The organism is Gryllotalpicola ginsengisoli DSM 22003, assembly GCF_000419445.1.
Taxonomy (GTDB): Bacteria; Actinomycetota; Actinomycetes; order Actinomycetales; family Microbacteriaceae; genus Gryllotalpicola; species Gryllotalpicola ginsengisoli.
In genome coordinates this window covers 42,631-68,039 of the sequence record NZ_AULK01000007.1, presented here as the reverse complement: position 1 = coordinate 68,039, position 25,409 = coordinate 42,631, and the positions used below count along the sequence as shown (strand labels likewise).

The following is a 25,409-nucleotide window of genomic DNA, read 5'->3' as shown; positions in this document are numbered from 1 at the left end:
ATCATGAGCGAATCGACCAACCCGAACCCGCAGCAGGGCGGCAAGCTGACCGAGGAGGAGAAGGCGGCATACGTGCGCTCCACGCGGCGCTTCGACCTGCGCCGCATCCTCGGCGCCCTGTTCCTGCTCTACGGCATCATCGTGCTGATCACGGGTCTCGTCGACCCGGCGGCCGACACCAAGCCGACCGGCGGCATCGCGATCAACCTGTGGACCGGCATCGCGATGATCATCGTCGGCGCCCTGTTCTGGGTGTGGGACCTCGCGGCGCCCGTCCCCGAAGAGGACATCATCGGCGTGCTCGAGCGTGAAGAGGAGGAGAGGGCCGAGGGCGAGGGACACATCCCGGGCATCTAGCCCTCGGTGTCGACCCGGCCCCCGGCCCCGGCTTCACGGCCCCTCGGCTCCTAGCCAAGCCCGAGGGCGGCGAGTTCCTCGTCCGTCAGCATCCGTGAACGGATGAGGAACCGCTTGCCCTCGGGCGCTTCTATCGAGAATCCGCTGCCCCGGCCGTCGACCACGTCGATCGTCAGGTGCGTGTACTTCCAGTACTCGAACTGCGCCTTCGACATGTACACCGGCACGGGCTCGATCCCCTCCACGTGCAGCACCCCGAGCAGTTCGTCGGAGGGCCCGGTCTGGAACATCCCGACCGGATAGCACATGGGCGACGACCCGTCGCAGCATCCGCCCGACTGGTGGAACATCAACGGCCCGTACGACGCGGACAGATGCCGCAGCAGCTCGGCTGCGGCATCCGTCACGTCGACACGCGACAGCGTCGTGGGCGCGCCCGACGACTCGTTCATCAGAAGAATCCCATCGGCCCTTCGGCGTACGACACGAGCAGGTTCTTCGTCTGCTGGTAGTGGTCGAGCATCATCTTGTGGTTCTCCCGCCCGATGCCCGACTGCTTGTAGCCGCCGAACGCCGCGTGCGCCGGGTACTGGTGGTAGGTGTTCGTCCACACCCGACCGGCCTCGATCGCACGGCCCGCCCGGTATTGCAGCGCCCCGTCGCGGGCCCACACGCCAGCACCGAGGCCGTACAGCGTGTCGTTGGCGATGGAGATCGCGTCATCGAAGTCGCTGAACGAGGTCAGCGCCAGCACCGGCCCGAAGATCTCCTCCTGGAAGATGCGCATCGAATTGCGCCCCTCGAACACGGTCGGCTGGATGTAGAAGCCGCCGGCGAGATCCCCGTCCAGCTCGGCGCGGTCGCCGCCGATGAGCGCCTTCGCGCCCTCCTGCCGCCCGATGTCCAGATAGCTCAGGATCTTCTCCATCTGGTCGTTGGAGGCCTGCGCCCCGATCATGGTGGTCGGGTCGAGCGGATTGCCCTGCTTGATCTTCTTCACCCGCTCCAGGCCGTCGGCGACGAACGCGTCGTAGACCGACTGCTGCACGAGCGCGCGCGACGGGCAGGTGCACACCTCGCCCTGGTTCAGCGCGAACATCGTGAAGCCCTCGAGCGCCTTGTCGTAGAAGCTGTCGTGGGCTGCCGCGACGTCTTCGAAGAAGATGTTCGGGCTCTTGCCGCCGAGTTCCAGCGTGACCGGGATCAGGTTCTGGCTCGCGTACTGCATGATGAGCCGGCCCGTCGTGGTCTCGCCCGTGAACGCGACCTTGCGGATGCGCGGATGCTGCGCCAGCGGCGCGCCCGCCTCGATGCCGAACCCGTTGACGATGTTCACGACCCCGTCGGGGATGAGGTCCTTGACGAGGTCGAGCCACACGTGGATCGACGCCGGGGTCTGCTCCGCGGGCTTCAGCACCACGCAGTTGCCGGCGGCGAGAGCGGGAGCGAGCTTCCACGTGGCCATCAGCAGCGGGAAGTTCCACGGGATGATCTGCCCCACGACCCCGAGCGGCTCGTGGAAGTGGTAGGCGACCGTGTCGTGGTCCAGCTCGGAGATGCCGCCCTCCTGGGCGCGGATCGCGCCGGCGAAGTAGCGGAAGTGGTCGATCGCGAGCGGCAGGTCGGCCGCGAGCGTCTCCCGGATCGGCTTGCCGTTGTCCCAGGTCTCGGCGACGGCGAGGAGTTCGAGGTTCTGCTCCATCCGGTCCGCGATGCGGTTCAGCAGCAGCGCGCGCTCGGTGACGCTCGTGTTCTTCCACGTCTCGAACGCCTTCCACGCCGCGTCGACCGCGGCGTCCACGTCGGGGGCGGTGCCCCGCGCCACCTCTGTGAACGGCTTGCCCGTCACCGGGGTCACGTTCTGGAAGTACTGGCCGGATGCCGGCGGCACGTAGCGCCCGCCGATGAAGTTGTCGTAGCGACTCTCGTAGTCCACGACGGCGCCGGGGGTGTTGGGTGCGGCATAGACACCGGATCCGTGCTCGCTCGTCGTCTCGGTTTGCTGGGGCTTGTCGATGATCGTCATGTTGCCTCCTGGTCTGACGGCTTTGTCTGACGGGCAGCACGCTATGGCCGGGGGCGTTGCAACGCGTTGCGCGTCACTCCAGCGCTTCGAGCCGCTCCACGAGGCCCATCCGCTTGGGCGAGTGCGGGGGCAGGATGCGCAGCGCCTCGCGCAGCACCTCCGCGTCGAGGGACCCCTCGGGGGTCATCGCGTAGCCCACGAGCACGTCGGCGGAGGCATCCGTCAGCATCGCGTCGCGCAGCCGGAGCCGCACCGCCTCGCGGATGTCGGCGACCCCCGGCGCGGCGCTTCCCGGCAGCAGGGCGCCGTGGTACGCGGCGAGCGCGACCCGGTGGGCGCCGCGCTCGAGCAGGGCGAGCACCTGGTGCGCGTCGAGTTCGAGCGGGCGCGAGAGCCGGTAAGGCTGCGACTCGAGGACGAGGTCGGGCACGGATGCCGCAAGCCAGCGCCGCAGCCTCGCGAGCTCCGCCCGCAGGGTGACCTGAGCGGTGCCCGGCCCGTACACCGCCTCGCGCAGCTCGTCGGCCTGCAGCCCGCGCCGGTGCCAGGAGAGCAGGGTCAGGATCTCCGCGTGCCGGCTGCTGACCTCGAGGGTGCGCCCCGCCGCCTCGAGCTCGCCGGTGTCGCGGCCGAGCACCCGCAGCGTGACCGGCTGCGGACGGGGCGCCGGGGTGAGCCGGGCCGGGGCCCGACGCGCCGGAGCCGGGCGCGAGGCCGCCGCGGAGAGGCGCTCGGCCAGCAGCTGCGACTCGGCGGCGGCGGCGGTCGCCTCGAGCAGCGGCAGGGTGAGCGGGTCGACGGCGCGCGCGTCGCCGGTGATGTCGATCACGCCGAGGATGCGGCGCGTCTCGGGGTCGTGGATGGGGACGGCGGTGCAGCTCCAGCCGTGCACGATGCGGTCGTAGTGCTCGGTGTCGTGGATCTGGATGCCGTGGTCGAGCTGCAGCGCGGTGCCCGGTGCTGAGGTGCCGACCCGGTTCTCCGCCCAGTTGGCGCCGGCGACGAACAGCATCCGCTCCGCCCGCCGCCTGGCGGCGTGGTCGCCCTCCACCCACAGCAGCCGGCCGAGCTCGTCGCCGACCGCGACGAGCAGCCCCTCCCCTTCGACGTCGCGCACCAGCAGGCGGCGGATCAGGGGCATCACTGCCGCGAGCCGGTGCTGCTGGCGGTAGTCCTCCAACTCTGCGTCGAGGTCGACCTCGGGCAGCAGGCGATCGGGGTCGAGCCGGTTCTCGCGGGCGCGGCGCCACGAATCGAGCACGACCCCGCGCGGGCCGAGGCGGCCCGGAGCCGGTTGGGCGAGCCACTCGCCGTCAGGAATCGTGCTCATCAATCACCGTCGATCGATCAGGATGCGGCGCCATGCTACGCCGCGCGGGCGGCCGCGGTCACCCGGCGGCCGGAGAGCTCTTATCCGGCCCATAGCTTCGCGTTGTGCTTCCCCCAGAACGGCACCCCAGCATGCGAGCATGACCGCCTTCCTGACCCGGCCACGCACGTGGATCATCGCCGGGGCCATCGTCATCGTGTTGGCGGCCGCCGCCGTGTGGTGGTTCGGCTTCGCCCAGAAGCCGAGCGCCGCCGCGGCCGCCGCGACGACCCAGACCATGACCGTCTCCACCCGCACCCTGCAAGAGACCATCTCCGGCACCGGCACCCTCGAGCCCGCCGTCGACGAGCAGGTCTCCTTCCCCGCCTCCGGCACCGTGACCGCCGTGAAGGTGAAGGAGGGGCAGAAGGTCGCCAAGGGCGACGTGCTCGGCACGATCACCACGGCCGAGGCCAAGGCGGCGCTCGCCCAGGCGAAGGCGACACTGGCGAGCGACAAGGCCAAGCTCTCGGATGACGAGGACTCGTCGGACGGCTCCACCGAGGCCACCACGCAGATCTCGGCCGACAAGGCCGCCGTCGAGGTCGCGCAGGACGCGGTCGACCAGGCGCAGGACGCCCTCGACGGCACCACGCTGAAGGCGCCCGTCGCCGGCATGGTCACCGCGGTCAACGTCGCCGTGGGCGACAGCGTGAGCGGATCGTCGAGCTCGTCCTCCTCCTCGAGCTCATCGAGCTCCTCGGGCTCCTCGGGGTCGGGCGGAACGGGCTCCGGCACGGGCTCGAGTTCCAGCCCGACCGGCTCCTCCAGCACCTCGTCCTCGTCCTCCTCGTCGTCGTCATCCTCCTCATCGACCGGCGCCTTCGAGATCACGAGCACCGACTCGTGGTCGACCGACCTCAGCGTGTCGGCCACGCAGGTGAAGAACATCAAGACCGGCGACCAGGTGACGCTCTCGACGACCGAGAACTCCAGCTTCTTCGGCACCGTCTCCTCGGTCGGGCTGCTGCCGTCGACGACCTCGGGCGCCGCGACCTACCCCGTCACCGTGGCCGTCACGGGAAGCCCGGACAACCTCTACGACGGCGTCTCGGTGACCGCCGAGATCGTCTACAAGAAGGTGACCGACGCCGTCGCCGTGCCCGCCATGGCGATCACCCGCGAGAACGGCACCGCGTACGTGCAGAAGGTGGCGGACGGCAAGACCACCCAGCAGAAGGTGACGACCGGCATCGAGGACGGCCAGTGGGTGCAGATCACCGACGGGCTGAAGGCCGGCGACCAGGTCTCCGTGACCGTGGCCCAGCCGGGCGCCGGCAGCGGCGGCTCGGGCGGCACCGGTGAGACCGGGCGCACGGGCGGCACCGGTGGCTTCGGCGGCGAGGGCGGCTTCGGCGGCGGCACCGGCGGCGAGGGCGGCTTCGGCGGCGGCGCCCCCGGCGGCGCCGGCGGCGGATTCCCCGGCGGCGCGGGCGGAAGCGGGAACAATTGAGCGACGCATCCGTCTGGCCCGTCTTCGAGGATGAGGAGACGGAGCCCCGGCCCACCGGGCCCGTCATCCAGCTCCGCGGCGCGCGCAAGACCTACAAGTCCGGCTCGATCGAGTTCGAGGCGCTGCGCGGCATCGACCTGTCCATCGCCGACGGCGAGTACGTCGCCGTGGTGGGCCCGTCGGGCAGCGGCAAGTCGACGATCATGAACGTGCTCGGATGCCTCGACACGCTGACCTCGGGCGAGTACCTGCTCGCCGGGGAGAACGTGGAGGAGCTCGACGAGATCGAGCTGGCCGCGGTGCGCGGCCGCCGCATCGGGTTCGTGTTCCAGCAGTTCCACCTGCTGCCCAGCCTGTCGGCATGGCGCAACGTCGAGCTGCCGCTCGTCTACGCGGGCGTGCACCGCGACGAGCGCCGCGAGCGGGCGGTCGAGGCGCTGACCAAGGTCGGCCTCGGCGACCGGATCGACAACCGGCCCGGCGAGCTTTCGGGCGGCCAGCAGCAGCGCGTCGCCGTGGCGCGGGCCCTCGTCGGCGAGCCGACGATGATCCTCGCCGACGAGCCGACCGGAAACCTCGACTCGCGCTCCACCGAGGACGTGCTCGCCCTCTTCGACGAGCTGCACGAGGCCGGCCGCACGATCGTGCTGATCACCCACGAGCACGACGTCGCGGCCCGCAGCCGCCGCATCGTGCAGGTGCGCGACGGCCTCATCCAGAGCGAGGAGGTGCTGGCATGAGCTGGATCGAGACGCTCCGCACCTCCTGGTTCGCCATCGTCTCGCACAAGATGCGCTCCGCGCTGACCGTGCTCGGCATCCTGATCGGCATCGCCGCGGTGATCCTCACCGTGGGCCTGGGCCTCGGCACCCAGAAGGACGTGTCGAGCCAGATCTCCTCGCTCGGCTCGAACCTGCTCATCGTCTCCCCCGGCTCGTCGACCTCGACCTCCGGCGTGCGGGGCGGCTTCGGCACCGGCACGACGCTCACCCAGGCCGACGCCACCGCGCTCGCCTCGAAGGTGAACGCCCCCGACATCAAGGCCGTCGACGCCGAGAAGTCGGCGTCGGAGGAGCTCACGGCCGGCTCGACGAACTGGACCACCACCGTCGTCGGCGTGACGCCCTCGTACCTCAAGGTGCGTTCGCGCACCCTGGAGACCGGGGAGTTCATCACGAAGGCGGACGAGAACAGCGAAGCATCCGTCGTCGTGCTCGGATCGGAGACGGCGCAGGAGCTGTTCGGCTCGACCCGCGTCGTCGGGCAGTCGGTGACCATCGACTCGCAGACCTTCGAGGTCATCGGCGTGCTCGCCTCCTCCGGCTCCAACTCGACGAGCAACCTCGACGACACGGCGCTCATCCCGCTGTCGACGATGGCCTCCAACCTGGTCGGCGGCTCGCAGGCGAACACGGTCTCGACCGTGTACCTGCAGGCGACGTCAGCGGATGCGCTGCCCGCGGCCTACCAGGAGGCGAAGAGCCTGCTGCTGAACCGGCACGGCATCGCCGCGAGCGGCGACGCCGACTTCACCATCTCGAGCCAGGACGCGCTCGTGTCGACCGCGACCGCCGTGTACAAGACGCTGACGATCCTGCTCACCGGCATCGCGGCGCTGTCGCTGCTGGTCGGCGGCATCGGGGTGATGAACATCATGCTGGTGTCGGTGACCGAGCGCACCCGCGAGATCGGCCTGCGCAAGGCGCTCGGCGCTCCCCCGGGGGCGATCCGCAACCAGTTCCTCGTCGAGGCCGCCATCCTCGGCCTCACCGGCGGCGTGATCGGCGCGGCGCTCGGCGTCATCGCGGCGCTCGTGCTGCCCGGCGTGATCGGCTCGTCGATCGTGCTCAGCGGCGCCGCCATCGGCGGGTCGCTCGTCGTCGCGATCGGCATCGGACTCGTCTTCGGCGTCTACCCGGCCACCCGCGCGGCCAAGCTCGCGCCCATCGACGCTCTGCGCACGGAGTAAAGGAAAAAAATCTCGATGAAGAAGAAGATCACGGTCCCTCTCGCTGCGGTCGCCGTCGCCGCTGGCCTCGCGCTCGCGCTGACCGGCTGCGGCAAGTCGGATTCGACCGCCTCCGGCTCCTCGACCTCCGGCGCCACGGCGCCGGCCCAGGGCGCCGGCGGGCAGGGCGGCGGATTCGGCGGCGGCGGGGTGAGCGGCGAGATCGCCGCGGTGTCGGGCTCGACCCTGCAGGTGCAGGACAGCTCGTCGCAGACCGCGGTGACGTACTCCTCGTCCACGTCGATCACGAAGACGGTGACCGTTTCGCTGTCGGACGTGAAGGTCGGCGAGTGCGTGACGGCGTCCGCGGATGCCTCCTCCGACAGCTCCTCGAGCTCGTCGGCGGTCAGCACCGTCGCCATCAGCCAGGCCACCGACGGCTCATGCACCGGCGGCTTCGGCGGCGGCTCGGGCAACCGCCCGACCGGCGGGGCCTCGGGCTTCCCGACCGACCGCGCCTCGGGTGCGCCGGGCGGCGGCGCCCCCGGCGGCAACGGCGGCTCCGGCCAGAGCGGCAGCGGCAGGCAGTTCGTCGTGCCCACCTCCGGCAAGGTGACGAAGGTGAGAGGCTCGACGATCACCGTCGACGCCGTCGACATGCAGACGCAGAAGACCACCTCGAAGACCATCACGGTCTCCTCCTCCACGAAGTACACCGAGGAGCAGAAGGCGACGAGCTCCGCGCTCACGGTGGGCGCGTGCGTCACCGCGCGCGGCGACTCGGACGACTCGGGCACGGTCGCGGCGACGACGATCGCCGTGTCGGAGAAGAGCTCCGACGGCACCTGCTCGTCGGGCTTCGGCGGCGGCATGGGCATGGGCGGCCCCGGCGGGCAGAACGGCCAGAGCGACACGGGGACGACGAATGGCTGAGGCGCGAAGCATCCGATCTCGGCGTCGTCGCCGGGGCGTGGTCATCGGCGTCGCGCTCGGCGTGGCCGTGTGCCTCGCCGGCGGCGGGGTCGCGTGGGCGACCATGCGCCCGACCGGCCCGGAGTACCGCACCGCGACCGCGGAGACCGGCGATGTGACGCAGACCGCCGCCCTGTCGGGCACGGTGGCGTCGGCGACGCGGGCCGACCGGGCGTTCCAGGTCTCGGGCACCGTGTCGAGCGTGAAGGTGAAGGTCGGCGACACCGTGAAGGCGGGGCAGACGCTCGCGACCCTCGACACGGATTCGCTCGAGTCGGCGGTCACCACCGCGCAGCAGGCGGTCACCTCGGCCGAGCAGACGCTCGATGACGACCTCGCGTCGCAGACGTCGACCTCGACCTCCACGACCGCGTCGTCGTCGAGCGACTCGACGACCGCGGACGGCGCCGCGTACGTGACCTCGGCCACCACGCCGACCGTCGTCGCGGCGGTCGCGCTGACGTCGACGCAGGCGTCTGGTGAGACCGCGGTCGCGCAGACGGCGGCGGCGACCACCTCGACCTCGGTCTCGGACGCGGTCACGAAGGTGCAGGACGCGCAGAAGACGCTGCTCACCGACGCGCAGACCGCGGACGACGCGCTGGCCACCGTGAATACGGACATCGCGACGAGCTCGGACAAGTGCAAGGACTTCCTCGCGGCGCAGATCAACTCGAGCATGTCCGCCGCACAGCAGGAGCAGGTGCTGGAGCAAGCACAGCAAGACCTCCCTGTCTGTCAAGACGCAGTCTCGACGGCGCTTGATGACGAGACCGCCGTCGCCGCGGCGCAGAAGCAGGTGCAGACGGATGCCTCGGCGCTCGACGACGCCGTGACGGCGCTGCAGCAGGCCGTCGCGGACGAGCAGGAGCAGAGCGGCGGGTCGACCTCGACCCCGACCCCGACCCCGACGCCGAGCAAGTCTGCCTCGCCGTCGCCGAGCAAGTCGGCCTCGCCCGGCGGTGCGGGCGGGAGCGGCTCGGGCGGCGCGTCGTCGGGCGGGTCGTCCAGCGGCTTTGCGGGCGGCACCTCCGGCGGCACCGGCACCTCCGGCGGCACCGGCACCTCGGCGGGCACCGGCACCTCGGGCGGGCTTCGAGACGGCGCCTCCGGCACCTCCTCAGCCAACGGGAGCAGCGGCACCGGATCCGGATCGACCGGGGGCACCGGCAGCGGAACCGGCACCGGCACCACGGGCGGGACCGGCAGCGGCTCGACCACCCAGGTCGCCAGCGCGGCGCAGATCGTCTCGGACCAGGCGTCGGTCACCTCGGCGAAGGCGCAGCTCGCCGTCGCCAAGCAGCAGCTCGGCATGGCCAAGCTGACCTCGCCGATCGACGGCACCGTCGCAGCGGTCGGCTTCGCCGCCGGCGACTCGGTCACCGCCGCCTCGACGAGCCAGGTGATCAGTGTGATCGGCGACGACGGCTGGATCGTCGACGCGAGCGTCGGCGCGACCTCCATCTCGCCGCTGAAGGTCGGCCAGACCGCCACCGTCTCCGTCTCCGGCGTCTCGAAGACGCTGTCCGCGAAGGTCTCGGCGATCGGATTCCTCAACACCGAGACCAGCTCGTCGACCCCGGCCTACGACGTCACCGTGAAGCTCGACGACGCGTCGGCGGACCTGCTGAACGGGGCATCCGCTCGCATCACGGTCTCGGTCGCGAAGGAGAAGGGCGTGCTCACGGTGCCCACCTCGGCGTTGAGCAAGACCTCGAGCGGCGGGTGGAGCGTCAAGGTGCTGAAGGGCGACAAGGCCGTGACGACCACCGTGAAGGTCGGCGCGACGGGCGCCTCGCGCACCGAGATCACCTCGGGCCTGTCGGCCGGTGACGAGGTCGTGCTCGCCGACCTGTCGTCGACCGTGTCGAGCGACAGCACGAGCACGTCCACCACGACGACGCGCGGCGGAACGGGCGGCGGGCTCGGGGCGAGCGGCGGAGGCAGCTTCGGCGGCGCCGGCGGTGGCACCGGCTCGGCTCCGGGCGGATTCGGCGGCGGACCGCCGTAACCGGCCGGATGCGGCCGGGCCGACCCGGGCACCGGACCCGACATGAGCAGGCAACCTCGGATCGTCGTCATCACCGGAGCCTCAAGCGGCATCGGCCGGGCCACGGCGCTGCGCTTCGCCAAGCGGGGAGCGGCGCTCGTGCTCGCCGCCCGCCGCGCCGACGCTCTCGAAGAGACCGCGCAGCTCGCCCGCAAGGCGGGCGCCCCCGACGCGGTGGCGCTGCCCACCGACGTCAGCGACGCCGCACAGGTGCAGGCGCTCGTCGACGCCACGATCGCCCGCTTCGGCCGCATCGACGTGTGGGTCAACGACGCGGGCGTCGACGCCTACGGGCTGCTCGCCGACACGCCGCCGGAGGAGATCCGGCGCGTGATCGAGGTGAACGCCCTCGGCACCGCGCTCGGCACCCGCGCGGCGATCCGCGCGATGACCCCCCAGCGTCGGGGCGTGATCGTCAACATCGCGTCGATCCTGGGCGAGGTGCCGCAGCCGTACGCATCCGTCTACAGCATGACCAAGGCGGCGGTGCGCGCCCTCGGCGCCGCCGTGCGCAGCGAGCTGCGGTTGGCCGGGCTGCGCGGGATCCAGGTGGCGACCGTGCTGCCCGCCTCCACCGACACGCCGGCGTTCCGCCACTCGGCCAACCACACCGGGCGTCCGCTGCGGCCGATGCCGCCGGTGTACTCCCCCGACACGGTGGCGAAGACAGTCGTGCGGCGGGCCGCGCATCCGGTGCCCGAGACGGTCGTCGGGGTGCAGGGCCGCGCGTTCGTGCTCGCGCACCGGGCGGCTCCGCGCGCCGTGGAGCGGCAGATGGCCGTGCAGACGAAGGCCTCGCAGTTCCGGCACAGGGGCAGCGCGGGCGACACCAGCGGCAACCTGTTCCGGCCGTATGAGGCCGGTCAGGCGACCGTCACCGGCGGCTTCCACGGGCGCAGGGCGCAGGGGCTGCGCACGCTCGCCGGGCTGGCCGCCTTTGCAGTCGTCGTGGGCATGCTCGCCGGCGGGGGTACATCGGGCGGCTCCGGCGGCTCGTCGCGCGGGAACCGCGGAAAGAAGAAGTAGATGAAAGCCATGGTCTACCGCGGCCCCTACCGCATCGAGGTCGAGGAGAAACCGATGCCGCGCATCGAGCACCCGAACGATGCGATCGTGCGGGTGACGCTCGCGGCGATCTGCGGCTCGGATCTGCACCTGTACCACGGCATGATGCCCGACACGAGGGTCGGCACGACCTTCGGCCACGAGTTCATCGGCGTCGTCGAGCAGGTCGGCCCATCGGTCGAGCGGCTCAAGGTCGGCGACCGGGTGATGGTGCCGTTCAACGTGTACTGCGGCTCGTGCTACTTCTGCGCGCGCGGGCTGTACTCGAACTGCCACAACGTGAACCCGAACGCCACGGCGATCGGCGGCATCTACGGCTACTCGCACACCTGCGGCGGCTATGACGGCGGCCAGGCCGAGTACGTGCGGGTGCCGTTCGCCGACGTCGGACCGCAGGTGATCCCCGACTGGATGAGCGATGAGGACGCCGTGCTGCTGACCGACGCGCTGCCGACCGGGTACTTCGGCGCGCAGCTCGGCTCGATCGACGAGGGCGACACCGTCGCCGTCTTCGGCGCCGGGCCGATCGGCCTGTACGCCGCCCGCTGCGCGTGGCTGATGGGGGCCGGCCGGGTGATCGTGATCGACCGGCTCGACTGCCGGCTCGAGCGGGCGCGCGAGTTCGCCTTCGCCGAGACGTACAACTACGAGCAGGTGCGCGACATCGTCGTCACGCTCAAGAAGGCCACCGACTGGCTCGGCGCCGACGTGGCGATCGACGCCGTCGGAGCCGAAGCCGACGGCAACCGCCTGCAGCACTTCACCGCGACCAAACTCAAGCTGCAGGGCGGCTCGCCCGTGGCCCTGAACTGGGCGATCGACAGCGTGCGCAAGGGCGGCACGGTCGCGGTGCTCGGCGCGTACGGCCCGGTGTTCAGCGCCGTGAAGTTCGGCGACGCCATGAACAAGGGGCTGACCTTGCGCATGAACCAGTGCCCGGTGAAGCGGCAGTGGCCCCGGCTGTTCGAGCACCTCCAGGCCGGCCGCCTCGCGCCGAGCGAGATCGTCACCCACACGGTGCCGCTCGAGTACATCGCCGACGGCTACGACATGTTCTCGGCCAAGCGAGACGGATGCATCAAGACGCTGGTGCGCCCCTAGCGCCGGCGGCGCAGCATCCGTCGCCTCGAAGATTCCGTCGCCTCGAACATCAGGAGCAGCAATGGACCCGTACACCGCAGGAACGCCCCGCCCGCAGGTCGACGCCGACGCGCTGCGCGCGCGGATCCCCGGCTGGGGCGCCGACCTCGACGCCGCCGACCGCCCGTCGGTGCCGCGGGAGAGCTTCGACCCCGGCGCGAGCGGCGCGCACTGGGAGGTGCCGACGCAGCAGCCCGGCGGCGAGGAGCGCGAGCGCTCGATCGAGCATCGGCAGCTGACGCCCGTGTTCGGCACCGTCGCTCCGCTCGCGGGGCTGGCGGGGCGCATCCGTCGCACCGCGTACCGGCGCTACAGCGAGGGCCGCCTCGCCCACTGGCTGCTGCTGATGGCCGCCGACCGCGTGGAGGTGCTGCAGAGCCGGCTGCCCGGGGCGAGGTAGCCGGGGGCGCCGGGCGGCCAGCGGCGCGAGGGGAAGAGATCCGGCGCGACTCGCCGCTGCCCGAACTCCCGCCCCGGCGAGTCGGGCATTATCTCTTCCATCTCTGCCCTCTCTTCCGTCTCTTCCGTCCGCCGTATCAGCCGGGCAGATCGACTCGTCGATAATCGCTGGTCGCACGCTCAACAGGAACAAAACGTGACGAGTCGTGCACCGGCCTTCGGGCGATTCGTCGAGTTCGGCTCCTGGTGAGCTGACCCAGGACAAAATGTGACGAATCGGTCGAGGCGGCGAGGGGTGGCCGGCGGCGGCGAGCCCGCTCAGTCCCAGCCATGCTGGGGGGTGGCGCAGGTCTCGCGGAAGACGTACTGGGAGGGCCGCTTGCGCTCGTGCGAGGTCCAGTCGATCGCGGGGCGACGCTGCTGCTCGGGCAGGTAGCCCAGGCGGTAGACCGCCATCAGCTCGAGCTCGTCGGGCACGCCGAGCAGTTCCACGATGCGCTCCCATTGGCCGGGCACCTCCATGGGGAACGACACGAACTGGATTCCCATGCCGAGCTCGACCGTGGTGAGCCAGACGTTCTCCATCGCTGCGCCCATGCTGAAAACGGAATAGAACGACGACAGCTCGCCGGGGCGGTACTCGCTGCGGTCGAGCATCACGCCGAGCAGCAGCGGTGAGCCGGCGACGAGCTTGCGGTTCTCCTCCCCCAGGGTCTGCGGCACGTGCAGCAGGTTCATCAGCTTCTGCCCGCGCGGCGTGAACGCCTGCGAGGTGAACGGCCTGAGCGGGGCCGGCAGCTTGTCGAAGAGCATGCCGTCGCGCTTCTCCTCCATCTCGGCCGGCGAGAAGCGGAAGTACGGCTTATACCGCTCGAAGAATGTTCCGTTCGACATCGCCTCGGTCATGCTCGCGCCGCTGATCTCGGCGACCTTCTCGATCGTGTCGCGGTTCTCGACGAGCACGAACCGCCACGGCTGGCTGTTCAGCTGGCTCGGCGCCCGGCCGGCGACCTCCATCAGCAGGCGCTGATGCTCGGGCGACACCGGGTCGGGCAGGAACGGCCCGTTCGTGGTCTTGCGGCGGCGCACGACGTCGAGGAACTCCATGACTCTCCTATCTGCAAGCGGCCCTATCTGAGCACGAAGGCGAACACGGCGGCGAGGTAGAACGGCGCAGGCAGGCTTCCGGCGATCGGATGCCTCACGCCGCGCGTGCCCAGGAACGGGATCGCCGCGAACGGGATGAGCGCCGGCCCCAGCAGCCCGGCCGCGAGCCCGTACCCGGCGAACCCCAGTGTGGCGACCGCGGTCGCCGCGAGCACGAAGGTGAGCACGTACAGCGTGTGGTGCAGCCAGTGGAAGCCCCGCGAGTCGACGAGGCGGGTCGCCACGAGCACGCCGAGGGTCACGCTGGCGAGGTAGCTGACGGATGCCGCGAGCAGCGCGGCGCCGGGGATCACCGGTGCTCCTCGGGGGCCGACCCTTCGAGACGGCCGCGACGCGGCCTCCTCAGGGACCACCCTTCGAGACGGCCGCGACGCAGCCTCCTCAGGGACCACCCTTCGAGACGGCCGCGACGCAGCCTCCTCAGGGACCACCCTTCGAGACGGCCGCTCCGCAGCCTCCTCAGGGACCACCCTTCGAGACGGCCGCTCCGCGGCCTCCCCTTCGACAAGCTCAGGACGGCGCTCAGGGATCGGGAGGTCGACGCCTGAGGAGCCGCCGCAGGCGGCGTCTCGAAGGCTCGGAACGCGAGCACGCGCCAGCGCGGGAGCGACTCGACGCTCCAGCCGGGCGGGACGACGCGGGCGAGCTCGCCCGCCGTGTAGCTGCGGCGGATCGAGATCAGCCCGTCGGTGCGGGCGAACGACCCGGGCGCGATCGCGAGCGCACCGACCGCGTACAACCCGTAGGCGAGCCGACTGCGCTCGATGTCGTCGTGCAGGGCGAGACGGCGGGCGAGGCGCTCCGAGTCGGCGAAGAGGGCCTCGCGGGAGGCATCCGTCAAGTGGTGCAGCACGTGGTTCGAGACGACGATGTCGTACCGCTCGCCGGCGGCGACGAGCTCGGTCGTCGACGCCCGTCGGTAGCGCACCATGCCCTCGCGGTCGGTCTCGGCGGCGAAGCGCAGCGCCCGCTCGTCGGGGTCGATCGCGGTCACGTCGAGCCGCAGCCCGTCGCGCCGGGCCCAGGCGGCGAGCGCGCGCGGGATGTCCCCTCCGCCGAAGCCCACGTCGAGCAGCGTGGTCTGCCGCTGCGGGGAGAGCAGCGGGCGGATGCGGGAGCGGTACAGGCCGCGCCATCCGCTGACCGCGCGGTTCGCGAGCTCGAAGCGGCGGTAGGTGGTGAACAGGCGCGCCTCGTCGCACGGGCCGTCCATCAGCTCGACGGCCGCGGTGTCGCGGTGGGTCAGGTTCACGGGGCGTCCTCACCCGTCGGCTGAGGAGCGCCCGCAGGGCGCGTCTCGAAGCCGCCGCCCACCGCCGTGAACAGCGCGGACTCGACCGTGAGCCCCGGCCCGAACGCGGTCGCGGCGACGCGCTCCCCCGGCGCGGCGTCGGCGAGCAGCCGCTCGAGGATGAACGGCACGGTCGCCGACGACATGTTGCCGAAATCGCGCAGCACCGCCCGCGACGGCTCCAGCTGCGCGTCCGAGAGCCCGAGCGCCTCCTGCACCCGGTCGAGGATCGCCCGGCCGCCCGGGTGCACCGCCCAATGCTCGACGTCGGTCCACGCGCCACTCGGCCGCAGCGGCGCGAGCGCGTCGCCGATCTGCGCCTCGAGCACCCGCGGCACGTACGAGCTCAGCGTCATCTCGAAGCCGAGGTCGCCGATAGTCCAGGTCATCTCGTGCTCGCTGCCCGGGGCGAGCACCGAGTGCAGCGCATCGACCCGCAGCCCGGGCCCGGGGCGGCCGGTGACGACGGCGGCGCCGGCCCCGTCGGCGAAGACCGAGGCGGCGACGAGCACATCCGGGTCCTCGGTGACGCGCAGGTGCAGCGTGCACAGCTCGACGCACGCGATCAGCACGACCGCGTCGGGGTCGGCGAGGCAGCTGTCCACGGCGGCGCGCAGCGCCGGGAAGTACCCGTAGCAGCCCATGAACCCGATGTTGAGCCGCCGCGTCTCCGGCCGCAGCCCCAGCCGCCGCACGAGCTCGTAGTCGGGGCCGGGCGCGAAGAATCCGGTGCACGAGACGGTGATCACGTGCGTGACATCGGATGCCTCGAACCCGCTGCGCCCGAGCGCGTCGGTCGCCGCGGCGAGCGCCAGCGGAGTGGCCTCGCGGGTGAAGACGGCGTTGCGGGCGCCGGTCGGCGGGTGCAGCAGCTCGCCGGTGGCGGAGTCGAAGAACATTGGCGGGCGCCCTTCGAGACGGCCGCTGCGCGGCCTCCTCAGGGAGCGGACGGCCGACGCATCCGTCACGCCGTCTTGCCCCAACCCCGCGAATTCGTCGATCGCCGTGTAGCGGGTGGCGATCGCGGCGTTGTCGACGGCGGCGCCGACGAGGCGCTGTGCGCGGCGGCTGAGGCCGGGCTGCCGGGTCAGCAGGGCGCGCACCGCGGCCTGGTCGAGGCGGATGCCCGGGACGGCGGTGCCGAGCGAGGCGATGCGCACGACGGCCATATCTGCATCCTGTACCCACCCGGCGGGTATCGGCGCGGGCGGAACCGGGTACCCGGCAGGCACGAACGAGAGGACAGGAGGATCAGATGGCTGAGCGATCCACCATCAACACCGGCCCCGAGTCGTCGGACTCGCTGAAGTACTCGCAGGAGATCGGCTCGCCCGACGACAAGCCCGAGCGCGACGGCCGCAGCCTCGTGACGACGAACCACGACGTCATCCGGCAGTGGGCGGAGGCGCGGGGCGCGACGCCCGCGACGGTGTCCGGCACGGAGCACGAGGACCGGGCCGGGGTGCTGCGCTTCGACTTCGGCGACGACTCCGACCGGCTGGAGCACATCGAGTGGGACGACTGGTTCCGCACCTTCGACGAGCGCGGGCTGAACTTCATCTACCAGGAGACGAAGTCGGACGGCTCGCAGTCGAACTTCTTCCAGCTGGAGAACCCGAACCGCGAGGACGCCTGATGTCCGACGACCGCGACGAGCGGCCGCACGGGCTGCCCGACGACGAGCTCACCGACAGGGACACCGAGTACAGCCCGGCCAGCGAGCGGGAGACGCAGGAGCTGCAGGACGAGCCCGTCGACGATTCGGCCGCCACGGACGACATCGAGGCGTCGCGGATCGCCAATCTGCCCGGCACCGGCGGCCCGGACGACACGGGCGACGTGATGCCGTCCGACATCGAGGCGGACGAGGAGGGATGAGACCCCTGCTCACCCGGAGTCAGGCCCGGGTGAGCAGGTCTTCCTCCTCGACCGCGTCGAGCGAGAGCACCTTGTAGCCCTCGGACTCGAAGAACACCGTGACGCGGTCGGGCTCGGCGCGCATCACGACGCCGGGGCCCCACTGCCGGTGCTCGACGCGGGCGTCGACGGGGAACGGGGCGTCGGGCGGCCCACCCTGGTCGGCGCGGCTTTCGTGCGCGGCGGCGTGCGCGGCGCGGTCGTCGCGCTGCTCGTAGGCGCTGCCCGATTCGCAGGTGTCGCAATTGCCGCACGGTTCGGCGAGCTCCTCGCCGAAGTATCCGAGCAGCGCCTGCCGCCGGCATCCGAGCGTCTCGGCGTAGGCGCGCATCATCTCCATGCGCGAATCGGCCACGCGTTCGCGGCGGCGCGCAGCCTCGAGGGCCGTCTCGACCGCCTGGTCGGGCTCGCCGCCCACGGCGCGCAGGGTGCGGCCGGAGGTGGCGACGGCTCCGGCGTCCTCCAGCAGGTTCACGAGGCGGCTCACCGTGCGCGTGGAGAGGCCGAGGCGGGCGGCCAGCTCGCGGCGGCCGAGCCCGCCGTCGGTGCCGGCCTCCGTGCCTGCGCCGCCGCCGGCTGCGGCGATCGCGGTGTAGGCGCGGTGCAGCTCGTCGGCATCGGGCAGCCCGCCGTTGAAGAACGAGGTGAGCGCGAAATCCTCGGGGCGGTAGTGCAGGATCGCCTGCGCCGGCTCGCCGTCGCGGCCCGCGCGCCCGGCCTCATGGTAGTAGATGTCCAGCGAGTCGGGCACGTCGGCGTGCACCACGTAGCGCACGTCGGGCTTGTCGACGCCCATGCCGAAGGCGCTCGTGGCGACGACGACGTCGAGCTCGCCGTCGAGGAAGGCGCGCAGCACCTCGTCGCGCTCCGCCGAGCGCAGGCTGCCGTGGTAGGCGGCCGCGCGCAGCCCGGCCGCCGTCATCCGTTCGGCGCCGCGCGTGGTCTCGGCGCGGGTCGAGACGTACACGATGCCGGGCTGCGGCAGCGCCCGCACGCGGCGCGCGACCGCCTCGCGCTTCTCGTCGTCGGTTTCGAACCGTGCCACCTCGAGCCGCAGGTTCGGCCGGTCGAAGCCGCGGGCGATCAGCACGGGCTCGCGCAGCCGCAGCACCTCGACGATGTCCTGCCGCACGGGCGCGGAGCCCGTCGCGGTCAGCGCGACGAGCTGCGGGCGGCCGAGCGCCTCCAGCCGTTCGCCGAGCGCGGCGTAGTCGGGGCGGAAGTCGTGCCCCCAGGTGGACACGCAGTGGGCCTCGTCGACGGCGACGAGCCGCACCGGCAGCTCGCGCAGCCACTCGACGACCCGCTCGTTGTCGAGCTGCTCGGGGGCGAGGAACAGGAACCCGGCCTCGGCGCCGTCGAGGGCGCGGCGGGCGGCGGCGAGCGTGCCGCCGCGGCGCGAGTTCACGGCGACGGCGATCGGATGCCCCGGCGCTGCGCGCAGCTTCTCGACCTGGTCCGTCTGGAGGGCGATCAGCGGCGAGAACACGACCGTCACGCCGCCGCGCGCGATGCCGGTGACCCCGTACACCGTCGACTTGCCGTACCCGGTGGGCATCACCGCGAGCGTGTCGTGCCCGGCGAGCACGGCGTCGATCGCGTCGGCGATCCCGGAGCGCAGGTCGGGCAGGCCGAACACCTCGCGGGCGATGTCGGCGGGGTCGCGGGTGGTGTCGGCAGACGCGGGGCGCGGGGTCATGCGTCTTCCCGTACCCCGCGGAGGTCAGCGGTACCGGGCGCCGCCCGGCAGCCCCACGCGCTCCTCGAGGCGGGCGAGTTCCTCCTTTAGCCCGGCGAGGGCGTCGGCGAGTTCCGCCCTGAGCTCGACGTGGGAGCCGGAGAAGTCGTCCTTCAGCTGCGCGCGGACGTCGGCCAGGTCGTCCTTCAGTTCTGCTCGTGTTCCGGCGAGATCCTTGATAAGGGCCGAGCGCAGCCCGGTCGTGCTCCCCTTGAGCTCCGAGCCGAGGGGCGCGATGAGGCTGCTCAGCTCGCTGCGCAGGCTCTCCACCTCCGCGGAGATCCTGGCGCGGGTGCGCCGCCCGGAGATGAGCACGAGCGCTGCGGTGCCGAGCGCCACGAACGCGACGACGATGAATGCGATCAAAGTGTCGATGCCCATTCGTCGAGGCTCACGGCGTCACTTCGGCGGCACCTGGACAGGACTTCGGCGAACGATAGAGATCTGGGCGGCGAGGCGGCACGGATGCCGCATCCGCCGCTACCCGTCCCCCGGCGTCCATTCGTCACAAAATGCTCCTCCAGCCCTGCCGCGACGCACATATCGACGAGTCGCCGCGCGCCCCTGAAGTGAGTCGTCACTCTTGGCTCCGCGCACGCGGCACTCGAGCGAAAAGTGACGAATCACGGAAGGCCGCATGCGCCGGGAAGGGCTACTCGGCAGGAGGTGCGCTAAGGGGTGCGATCGGTTGATGACTTCGACGGGGCGAGGGGGCACGGATGCCGCATCCGTTGCTACTAGCCGAGCGGGTCGGGCTTGGTCCAGGCGATGCCGGCGCCGGTGTTGGCCGGGCCCGTGGTGCCGTTGCCGAAGATGCCGTAGTCGCCGGAGCCGGCCGCGTAGACCTCCGTGCCGTCCGAGCTGAGGGCGAGGATGGTGTTGTCGCCGCCCTCGTTCTGCACGTTCACGGCGTCGCGGTAGGTGCCGGGCAGCTGGGTGGAGAGCGTCGGGGCGGTGAGGATCGTGCCGGCGGCGCGCCCGTCGCCGTTGCCTCCGGCGGACTGGGCGTAGCCCCACAGGTAGATCGTTCCGCTCTCGGTGAGCACGCCCCAGTTGTTGTAGGCGTTGCCGAGGTACTTCTTGGCGTCGGTGATGCCGGTGGCGATCTGGGTCGGCCGCTTCGGGCCTTGGCCGTAGCTGGTGTCGCCCTGGCCGAGCTCGGCCGAGTCGTCGTAGCCCCAGGTGTACAGGGTGCCGTCGTTCAGGATGAGCGACACGGTGGTGTATCCGATGCCGACCGACTTGACGTCGTCCACGGCGTCGAGGTTGCCGACGACCGGCAGGCCGCCGGGCTGGATCACGAAGTGCCCGGGCGCGTTGTCGTACGCCTTCACGACGGTGCCGAGCGAGTCGATCACGGTCGAGACACCGGCGCCGCTGAAGTTGGCGCCGAGCTCGCCGTACTGGTTGTCGCCCCAGGTGTAGACCTGGCCGTCGTTCGTGACCGCGATGCCGCCGTACATTCCGTAGGCCACCTGCTTGACGTTGGCGACCGCGATCTGCGTCGGCGTGAGCGAGTAGTCGGAGCTGTCGCCGAATCCGGCGACGCCGTAGTCGTCGTTGCCCCAGCTGTACACGTTGCCGGCCGTGGTGATGGCGCCGGCCGTGTAGCGGTAGGCGGAGAGCGAGGCCACGGTCTCGGGCACGGATACCTGCACGATGCTGGTGCTGGTGTTGGTGTTTCCCTGACCGAGGGCGCCGTAGTAGCCGTCCCCGACCGCCCAGACTGCGCCCGTGCTGTCGAGGAAGTACGACTGGTAGGCGCCGGCCGCGATGTCGGTGATGGTCTTGCCCGACAGCGCGGTGAGCTTGACCGGAGTCGTGCGGTTGGTGGTGTCGCCGGTGCCGAGCTGGCCGTAGCCGTTGTAGCCCCAGGCGTACACCGAGCCGTTCGCGGCCAGGGCGAGCGCGTGGTTGTAGCCGGCGGCGAGCTTCGTGAACTCGATGTCGGGCAGCGGCACCTGGCCGACGGTGAAGTCGAAGCCGCCCGCGTACTCGGCGTCGGTGTAGGCGGCCGTGGTGGTGGGCATGACCGCGGCCAGCCCGAAGGCGGCCGCGAGGGCCGCGCCGGCGACCGCCGTGGCGGCGCTGCGCAGCCTGCGTGCGGAGAACTTCATGGCTCTCGTCCGATCGTCAGGAGGTGGATCCGTCGACCCCGGGCACGGGGATCAGGCCGCCGCGGGGCCGACGGAAGTCTTAGTGGGCTCGGGCTCGGGCTCGCCGGGGCCCAGCTCGCGCGCGGGGTCGCGCTCAGGCTCGGGCTCGGGCTCCGGCACGGGCTCCGCGGCGCCCATCCCGGCGACGAGCTTCTTTGCCTCGCGCTTGCTCAGCCCGCGGATGACGTCGCCGTTCGGCAGCACGACGCTCACGTTCGACCGGCCCCAGAAGGCGAAGACGAGCAGGGCGAGCAGCAGCACGCCGGCCTGCACCGGGTAGGCGCGGATCCAGTCGGTGCCGTAGCCCGCGTACGGGATGACGCCGCGGTACAGGCCCGCGCTGGTGATCAGATACGGCTCCGGGTCGGCGATCTTGTTGGCGTCGCCCTTGAGGGTCACCTCGTAGCCGGCATCCGTCTTCTCGATCGACGCGATGCGGTGGGTGACGACGGTGCCGTTGTCGCCGCGCGGAACCTGGACGATGTCGCCCTTCTTGAGCTCGGAGGCCGGCACCTGCTCGGTGAGCACGATCGAGCCGACCGGCAGCGTGGGCTCCATGGAGCCGGACACGACCTCGGCCGGCCGCAGCCCGAACCCGAGCACGACGGCGACGAAGACGATGGAGGCCGCCCCGAGGACGGCGATGATGCCCAGCACGATGTCTTGGGCGATACGCATGGCGCGCATGATGGTTGATCCCCTGTTTGCGTTGGTGGGTGATACGGATGCCTCGCGGCGCCGCCGCCCCGTTTGCTGAAGGTGTCGGCGGCGGCGCTCGCGAGAGGTGGTGTTACCGGGCCTGGTTATCGGGCCGGTGCTACTCGGCGACCGAGGTGCCGTTGACCTGGGCGACCAGGTAGGCGTGCATGCCCTGCAGGGCCGAGTTCGCCGTCGCGGAGCCCTGGTCGGGCAGCAGCACTCTCACGGTGTAGGTCTGGACGGCGCCCGGGTCGAGGGTGGGCGAGCTGAGAGCGACGCCCGACGCCAGATCGGCGTAGGTCTGGTCCTGGACGGTGGTGGTGCCGTCGCTGACGTCGAAGCGCAGGGCGTCGAGCAGATCCGCGTCGGTGGGGCTCGCGGTGGTGTTCGGGTCCTGCAGCAGCTTGAAGCTGACCAGCTGCGCGTCCTGCGTGCTCGTGTCTTCGTTGCGCACCTGGAACGTGGTCGTCACGTAGGTCGTCGCGTCGCCGGGGATGAGGTTGTCGGCCCCGTCGATGGTCAGGTCGATCGGCGCCTGGACGTCCTCGGCCGTGTTGTCGGCCGCGCCCTGCGTGCCGTCCGACGTCGGGGCGGTGGTGTCCACCCAGGAGTCCCCGTCCTCGCTGATCTGCAGGTTCCACAGGGCGGCCGCGTAACCGCCGCCGGACTCGTTCAGACCCGCGTACTCCGAGTCGGTGAAGGCGGCCATGGTGCCGCCCACGATGCCCGCCGTGGCGAGCGAGCCCACCGCGATCATCGCCGCGAGGCGGCGACGACGGTCGGAGGTGGTGACGATGACCGGGCCGTTCCCGGCGGTGTTGTCAGTCATTTCCTTTTGCCTTCTCACTGTTGAGACCCCGTGTGGAGTGCGCCTCGTGCGGCGCAGTTCCATGCTCCGCGGGCGGGAAGGCGGCGGGCCCGGGTGAGTAGCCCCGCTGAGTGGTGCGCGGGGGCGAAATGGGTAGGCGGGTCAGCGGCGGGCGCCGAGGGCGTCGGCGAGCTCCTGCCGGTTCTCGACGTCGAGCTTCTGGAACACCCGGTACAGGTGGTTCTCGACGGTGCGCACACTGAGTTGCAGGCGCTGCGCGATCGCCGCGTTGCTGAGCCCGGCGGCGGCGAGCTCGGCGACCTCGCGCTCGCGGTCGCTCAGCTCGTCGGCGGGCGACAGCGCGGCGGTGTAGGCGGGGTACTCGCCGCCGAGCTGCGCGGCGACGTCGCGGATACGTCGCGCCTCGACGGCCGCCCGTTCCGGGTCGGAGGAGGCGAGGTCGCGCACGGCCGAGACCTGCAGCTGCAGGCCGAAGCCGGCGAACCCCTGGTCGAGCAGACGGATGCCGGCGGCGAGGCGCTGCTCGGAGTCGGGGTGCGCGAGGGCTTCGGCGTACTCGGACAGCACGGCGGAGAGGCCGCCGGGCTCGGCATCCGTCGCCCAGGCCCGCACGAGCGCGGCACGCGCCGGGTCGGGTCGCAGCTCGAGCGCGCGCACGGCGGCGGCCGCAGCGGTGAGCGGGTAGCGCTTCTCGTGCGCGCGCTCGGCCTCGGCCCACAGCTCGTCGGCCACGGCCGCCGCGTCGGCGCCCGAGGCGAGCTGGGCGTGGGCGCGGGCCTGCGCGGCGAGCATCACGGGGAACGGGCCGATCGGGACTCCGAGCGCCTGCGCCTGCTCGGCGAGGGAGCGAGCGGTGGCCGCGCTGCCGAGCCGGGCCGCGAAGCGGGCGGCGCCGACCAGGGTGCCGAGCTGGAACGGCAACTGCCGCAGCGGCGTGTAGCCGAGGGAGAGCAGCGGGCCGATGTGGTCGCGCAGCGCGGCGTCGTCGCCGCGGAACAGGTGCACGAGCGCCAGCACGTAGCCGTGCGCGGTCATCAGCGCCGGGTCGAGCCGCGCGACGCCGTCGTCGTAGTGGCGGCGGGCGAGCTCGGCCGCGCCGGTGAGGTCGCCGGCGGTGAGCAGGGCCAGCGCCCGGTAGGCGCCCACCGTCTCGCGCAGCTGGTGCTCCTGCGGCTCGATCGCGTCGAGCTCGGCGAGCGCCGCGCGGGGCCTCGCGAGGGCGATCAGCTGCTGCGCGCGGGTGAGCCGCAGCGCGTCGGCTGCGACCGGCTCGACGTCGGGCCCGGGCGGCTCGAGCGGGTGCGCGGGCGCCTGCTCGAGCATCAGGGTGAGGTAGGCGTCGCCGGCGTCGAACACGCCCGCCCACGGCCCCGCGGCCGCGCGCTGCTCGTCGAGCAGCCGCCGCGCACGGGCGGGGTCGAGCGCGCCGAAGGCCCAGAGCATGGCCCGCCAGGCCGTCAGCGCCGCCGCGTCGCGCTGGTCGGCGTGCGGCAGCGCCTCGGCGAAGACCCGGTCGAGCTCTTCGACGTCGGCGCCGCGCACCATGAGCGGCACGACGTAGGCGAGCGCCGAGCGGGCGTCGCGGTTCTGCTCCCACTCCGCGCGGCGGGCGAGCGTCTCGGTGGCGAGCTTGTCGTGCACGAGCCGGTTCAGGGCGGCGTCGGCGGCCTCGCGGTTCTCCACGTCGGCGGCGGTGCGCGCGCCGAGCCCGGCGAAAGCGCGCCGATCGCTCGCCAGGGAGATCGGCGAGCGCGCCTGCCGCAGCCCCGGCAGCAGCGAGTCGGCGGAGGCGCCCGGCGCCGCCTGCCCGAGCGCGTCGTCGATCTCGTCGAGGATGCGCAGGCGGCGCGCGCCCATCCGCTCGTTGCGCAGGTGCTCGGCGAGCAGCGGCGGGTAGACGCTCGCGATGGTGCGGTCCGGCCCGGCGACGAAGGTCAGCACGCCCCGCTCGTCGAGCTCTTCGAGCGCCGGCCAGCCGACGAGGCGCTGCGCGACGGCGACATCGACGGCGCCGACCAGGGAGAGCTTGATCAGCCCGTCGAGCGCGTCGCCGCCGAGCCCCTGCAGGAACGGCTCCACGGCGCGGGCGAGCCGCGGCGACCACAGCTGCGAGCCGGCCGTCCACACCCCGTCGCGGGCGGTGAGGCGCCCCTCGCGCACGGCCAGGTCGGCGACGGCGATGACGAGCCCCGGCAGGCCGCCGGCCCGGGAGTGGATGCGCGCGACGGTCTCGGTCGCGACCGTGCCGCCGCGGCAGAAGGACTGCACGATCTCGTAGGAGGCGTCGAAGCCGAGCGGCGGCACGACGAGCCGCACCCCGGGGTGCACGAGCGCCGGCAGCGACAGCTCGGGGGCGGTGCGTGCGGCCGACGCCGATGACAGCAGCGGCACCCGGCGGGCGGTGATCGCCGTGGCCAGCGCCCCGATCGAGGCGGGGTCGAGCAGGTCGGAGTCGTCCACCGCCACGATTGCGCGGGTCGCCTCGAGCGCCCGCTCCAGCCCCGCGACCGCGGCGGAGACCGGGGTGCGCCGGTGCGACCCGGGCGCGGCCAGCACGTCGGCGACGGCGAGCGCCTCGAGCGGACGGTCGCTGAAGGCCGCCACGCCGCGCACCCGCACGACGGTCCAGCCGGATGCCTCGAGCGTGTCGGCGATGCCGCGCAGCGCGGTGCTGCGCCCCGAGCCGGGCAGTCCGCGCAGGCTCACGCTGACGCCGGAGCGCAGAAAGCCGAGCGCATCCGTGCCGAGTGCGTCATGTGAGGTCTCGCCCACGCGCTCACAGTACCGCCCGGCCCGCCACGCGCGCGGCCGCCCCGGCCGCCGCCCCCTAGGC

At 72.1% G+C, this 25,409-nt stretch carries 24 protein-coding genes; 11 read left to right on the top strand and 13 right to left on the bottom strand.

Annotated features, from left to right (window positions below; all coding sequences use genetic code 11):
* Positions 1-3 precede the first annotated feature (3 nt).
* Positions 4-357, top strand: coding sequence for a hypothetical protein (locus H563_RS0112265; RefSeq protein ID WP_022882900.1), 354 nt, complete (start codon positions 4-6; stop codon positions 355-357).
* A gap of 50 nt (positions 358-407) precedes the next feature.
* On the opposite strand, the gene H563_RS0112260 is transcribed toward H563_RS0112265, so the two are convergent.
* The 3 genes from H563_RS0112260 to H563_RS0112250 all read right to left on the bottom strand — a co-directional run bounded on the left by H563_RS0112260 (position 408) and on the right by H563_RS0112250 (position 3,713).
* Positions 408-809: a DUF779 domain-containing protein gene (locus H563_RS0112260; RefSeq protein ID WP_022882899.1), complete on the bottom strand. Its 402-nt coding sequence runs from the start codon at positions 807-809 to the stop codon at positions 408-410.
* A complete protein-coding gene (exaC, locus tag H563_RS0112255) occupies positions 809-2,383 on the bottom strand; it encodes an acetaldehyde dehydrogenase ExaC (protein ID WP_022882898.1) in 1,575 nt (524 codons plus the stop codon). The genes H563_RS0112260 and exaC overlap by 1 nt, the downstream gene beginning before the upstream one ends.
* 73 nt (positions 2,384-2,456) lie before the next feature.
* Positions 2,457-3,713 carry a GAF domain-containing protein gene (locus H563_RS0112250; protein WP_022882897.1) on the bottom strand — a complete coding sequence of 419 codons (1,257 nt, stop codon included), beginning with the start codon at positions 3,711-3,713 and terminating at the stop codon, positions 2,457-2,459.
* 139 nt (positions 3,714-3,852) lie between these two features.
* On the opposite strand from H563_RS0112250, the gene H563_RS18000 reads away from it, so the two are divergent.
* From H563_RS18000 to H563_RS16530, 8 genes are all read left to right on the top strand, one after another.
* A complete protein-coding gene (locus H563_RS18000) occupies positions 3,853-5,205 on the top strand; it encodes an efflux RND transporter periplasmic adaptor subunit (RefSeq protein WP_022882896.1) in 1,353 nt (450 codons plus the stop codon).
* Positions 5,202-5,945: an ABC transporter ATP-binding protein gene (locus H563_RS16540; RefSeq protein ID WP_022882895.1), complete on the top strand. Its 744-nt coding sequence runs from the start codon at positions 5,202-5,204 to the stop codon at positions 5,943-5,945. Before H563_RS18000 ends, H563_RS16540 begins: the two co-directional genes overlap by 4 nt.
* The gene (locus tag H563_RS0112235) at positions 5,942-7,174 is read left to right on the top strand and encodes an ABC transporter permease (protein ID WP_022882894.1); all 1,233 of its coding nucleotides are present in this window, start codon (positions 5,942-5,944) and stop codon (positions 7,172-7,174) included. The genes H563_RS16540 and H563_RS0112235 overlap by 4 nt, the downstream gene beginning before the upstream one ends.
* A gap of 15 nt (positions 7,175-7,189) precedes the next feature.
* Entirely contained in the window at positions 7,190-8,086 is an 897-nt protein-coding gene (locus H563_RS0112230) for a DUF5666 domain-containing protein (RefSeq protein WP_022882893.1), read from the top strand.
* Positions 8,079-10,136: an efflux RND transporter periplasmic adaptor subunit gene (locus tag H563_RS0112225; protein WP_081416287.1), complete on the top strand. Its 2,058-nt coding sequence runs from the start codon at positions 8,079-8,081 to the stop codon at positions 10,134-10,136. The genes H563_RS0112230 and H563_RS0112225 overlap by 8 nt, the downstream gene beginning before the upstream one ends.
* A gap of 42 nt (positions 10,137-10,178) precedes the next feature.
* On the top strand, positions 10,179-11,201 hold the full coding sequence (locus H563_RS16535; RefSeq protein ID WP_022882891.1) for an SDR family NAD(P)-dependent oxidoreductase: 1,023 nt from the start codon (positions 10,179-10,181) through the stop codon (positions 11,199-11,201).
* Entirely contained in the window at positions 11,202-12,341 is a 1,140-nt protein-coding gene (locus H563_RS0112215) for a zinc-dependent alcohol dehydrogenase (RefSeq protein ID WP_022882890.1), read from the top strand. It begins immediately after the preceding gene.
* 61 nt (positions 12,342-12,402) lie between these two features.
* Positions 12,403-12,780 carry a hypothetical protein gene (locus H563_RS16530; protein ID WP_051142746.1) on the top strand — a complete coding sequence of 126 codons (378 nt, stop codon included), beginning with the start codon at positions 12,403-12,405 and terminating at the stop codon, positions 12,778-12,780.
* A 317-nt stretch (positions 12,781-13,097) separates the two neighbouring features.
* Here H563_RS16530 and H563_RS0112205 read toward each other — a convergent pair whose 3' ends face one another.
* Genes H563_RS0112205 through H563_RS16520 form a run of 4 tightly spaced genes read right to left on the bottom strand, consistent with a single transcriptional unit; the run spans position 13,098 to position 16,406 of the window.
* A complete protein-coding gene (locus H563_RS0112205; protein ID WP_022882889.1) occupies positions 13,098-13,886 on the bottom strand; it encodes a nitroreductase family protein in 789 nt (262 codons plus the stop codon).
* A 23-nt stretch (positions 13,887-13,909) separates the two neighbouring features.
* A complete protein-coding gene (locus H563_RS0112200) occupies positions 13,910-14,239 on the bottom strand; it encodes a hypothetical protein (protein ID WP_022882888.1) in 330 nt (109 codons plus the stop codon).
* Positions 14,236-15,198, bottom strand: a complete 963-nt coding sequence (locus tag H563_RS16525) for a methyltransferase domain-containing protein (RefSeq protein WP_022882887.1) — start codon at positions 15,196-15,198, stop codon at positions 14,236-14,238. The genes H563_RS0112200 and H563_RS16525 overlap by 4 nt, the downstream gene beginning before the upstream one ends.
* Positions 15,195-16,406, bottom strand: coding sequence for a type III polyketide synthase (locus H563_RS16520; RefSeq protein WP_022882886.1), 1,212 nt, complete (start codon positions 16,404-16,406; stop codon positions 15,195-15,197). The genes H563_RS16525 and H563_RS16520 overlap by 4 nt, the downstream gene beginning before the upstream one ends.
* 86 nt (positions 16,407-16,492) lie before the next feature.
* Here H563_RS16520 and H563_RS16515 point away from each other — a divergent pair, with 86 nt between their 5' ends.
* Positions 16,493-16,873, top strand: a complete 381-nt coding sequence (locus H563_RS16515) for a hypothetical protein (RefSeq protein WP_022882885.1) — start codon at positions 16,493-16,495, stop codon at positions 16,871-16,873.
* Positions 16,873-17,115, top strand: coding sequence for a hypothetical protein (locus H563_RS16510; protein ID WP_022882884.1), 243 nt, complete (start codon positions 16,873-16,875; stop codon positions 17,113-17,115). Before H563_RS16515 ends, H563_RS16510 begins: the two co-directional genes overlap by 1 nt.
* 19 nt (positions 17,116-17,134) lie before the next feature.
* On the opposite strand, the gene H563_RS0112175 is transcribed toward H563_RS16510, so the two are convergent.
* The 6 genes from H563_RS0112175 to H563_RS0112150 form a co-directional block, all read right to left on the bottom strand.
* Positions 17,135-18,853, bottom strand: a complete 1,719-nt coding sequence (locus H563_RS0112175) for a RecQ family ATP-dependent DNA helicase (RefSeq protein WP_022882883.1) — start codon at positions 18,851-18,853, stop codon at positions 17,135-17,137.
* A 24-nt stretch (positions 18,854-18,877) separates the two neighbouring features.
* Positions 18,878-19,273 (bottom strand): hypothetical protein, encoded by a 396-nt coding sequence (locus H563_RS16505; protein ID WP_022882882.1) that lies wholly within the window; start codon positions 19,271-19,273, stop codon positions 18,878-18,880.
* Positions 19,274-19,629: 356 nt separating this feature from the next.
* The gene (locus H563_RS0112165) at positions 19,630-21,009 is read right to left on the bottom strand and encodes an RCC1 domain-containing protein (protein ID WP_022882881.1); all 1,380 of its coding nucleotides are present in this window, start codon (positions 21,007-21,009) and stop codon (positions 19,630-19,632) included.
* A 51-nt stretch (positions 21,010-21,060) separates the two neighbouring features.
* Positions 21,061-21,726, bottom strand: coding sequence for a signal peptidase I (locus H563_RS0112160; protein WP_027479406.1), 666 nt, complete (start codon positions 21,724-21,726; stop codon positions 21,061-21,063).
* Positions 21,727-21,865: 139 nt separating this feature from the next.
* Entirely contained in the window at positions 21,866-22,576 is a 711-nt protein-coding gene (locus tag H563_RS0112155) for a SipW-dependent-type signal peptide-containing protein (protein ID WP_022882879.1), read from the bottom strand.
* A 141-nt stretch (positions 22,577-22,717) separates the two neighbouring features.
* Positions 22,718-25,348, bottom strand: a complete 2,631-nt coding sequence (locus tag H563_RS0112150; protein ID WP_027479405.1) for a helix-turn-helix transcriptional regulator — start codon at positions 25,346-25,348, stop codon at positions 22,718-22,720.
* Between the last annotated feature and the right edge of the window lie 61 nt (positions 25,349-25,409).

Bases quoted from the DNA above. Each gene is read 5' to 3' on its own strand.
- H563_RS0112265 (WP_022882900.1), top strand. From the start codon at position 4: ATGAGCGAATCGACCAACCCGAACCCGCAGCAGGGCGGCAAGCTGACC.
- H563_RS0112260 (WP_022882899.1), bottom strand. From the start codon at position 809: ATGAACGAGTCGTCGGGCGCGCCCACGACGCTGTCGCGTGTCGACGTG.
- exaC (WP_022882898.1), bottom strand. From the start codon at position 2,383: ATGACGATCATCGACAAGCCCCAGCAAACCGAGACGACGAGCGAGCAC.
- H563_RS0112250 (WP_022882897.1), bottom strand. From the start codon at position 3,713: ATGAGCACGATTCCTGACGGCGAGTGGCTCGCCCAACCGGCTCCGGGC.
- H563_RS18000 (WP_022882896.1), top strand. From the start codon at position 3,853: ATGACCGCCTTCCTGACCCGGCCACGCACGTGGATCATCGCCGGGGCC.
- H563_RS0112235 (WP_022882894.1), top strand. From the start codon at position 5,942: ATGAGCTGGATCGAGACGCTCCGCACCTCCTGGTTCGCCATCGTCTCG.
- H563_RS0112230 (WP_022882893.1), top strand. From the start codon at position 7,190: ATGAAGAAGAAGATCACGGTCCCTCTCGCTGCGGTCGCCGTCGCCGCT.
- H563_RS0112225 (WP_081416287.1), top strand. From the start codon at position 8,079: ATGGCTGAGGCGCGAAGCATCCGATCTCGGCGTCGTCGCCGGGGCGTG.
- H563_RS16535 (WP_022882891.1), top strand. From the start codon at position 10,179: ATGAGCAGGCAACCTCGGATCGTCGTCATCACCGGAGCCTCAAGCGGC.
- H563_RS0112215 (WP_022882890.1), top strand. From the start codon at position 11,202: ATGAAAGCCATGGTCTACCGCGGCCCCTACCGCATCGAGGTCGAGGAG.
- H563_RS16530 (WP_051142746.1), top strand. From the start codon at position 12,403: ATGGACCCGTACACCGCAGGAACGCCCCGCCCGCAGGTCGACGCCGAC.
- H563_RS0112205 (WP_022882889.1), bottom strand. From the start codon at position 13,886: ATGGAGTTCCTCGACGTCGTGCGCCGCCGCAAGACCACGAACGGGCCG.
- H563_RS16520 (WP_022882886.1), bottom strand. From the start codon at position 16,406: ATGGCCGTCGTGCGCATCGCCTCGCTCGGCACCGCCGTCCCGGGCATC.
- H563_RS16515 (WP_022882885.1), top strand. From the start codon at position 16,493: ATGGCTGAGCGATCCACCATCAACACCGGCCCCGAGTCGTCGGACTCG.
- H563_RS16510 (WP_022882884.1), top strand. From the start codon at position 16,873: ATGTCCGACGACCGCGACGAGCGGCCGCACGGGCTGCCCGACGACGAG.
- H563_RS0112175 (WP_022882883.1), bottom strand. From the start codon at position 18,853: ATGACCCCGCGCCCCGCGTCTGCCGACACCACCCGCGACCCCGCCGAC.
- H563_RS16505 (WP_022882882.1), bottom strand. From the start codon at position 19,273: ATGGGCATCGACACTTTGATCGCATTCATCGTCGTCGCGTTCGTGGCG.
- H563_RS0112165 (WP_022882881.1), bottom strand. From the start codon at position 21,009: ATGAAGTTCTCCGCACGCAGGCTGCGCAGCGCCGCCACGGCGGTCGCC.
- H563_RS0112160 (WP_027479406.1), bottom strand. From the start codon at position 21,726: ATGCGTATCGCCCAAGACATCGTGCTGGGCATCATCGCCGTCCTCGGG.
- H563_RS0112155 (WP_022882879.1), bottom strand. From the start codon at position 22,576: ATGACTGACAACACCGCCGGGAACGGCCCGGTCATCGTCACCACCTCC.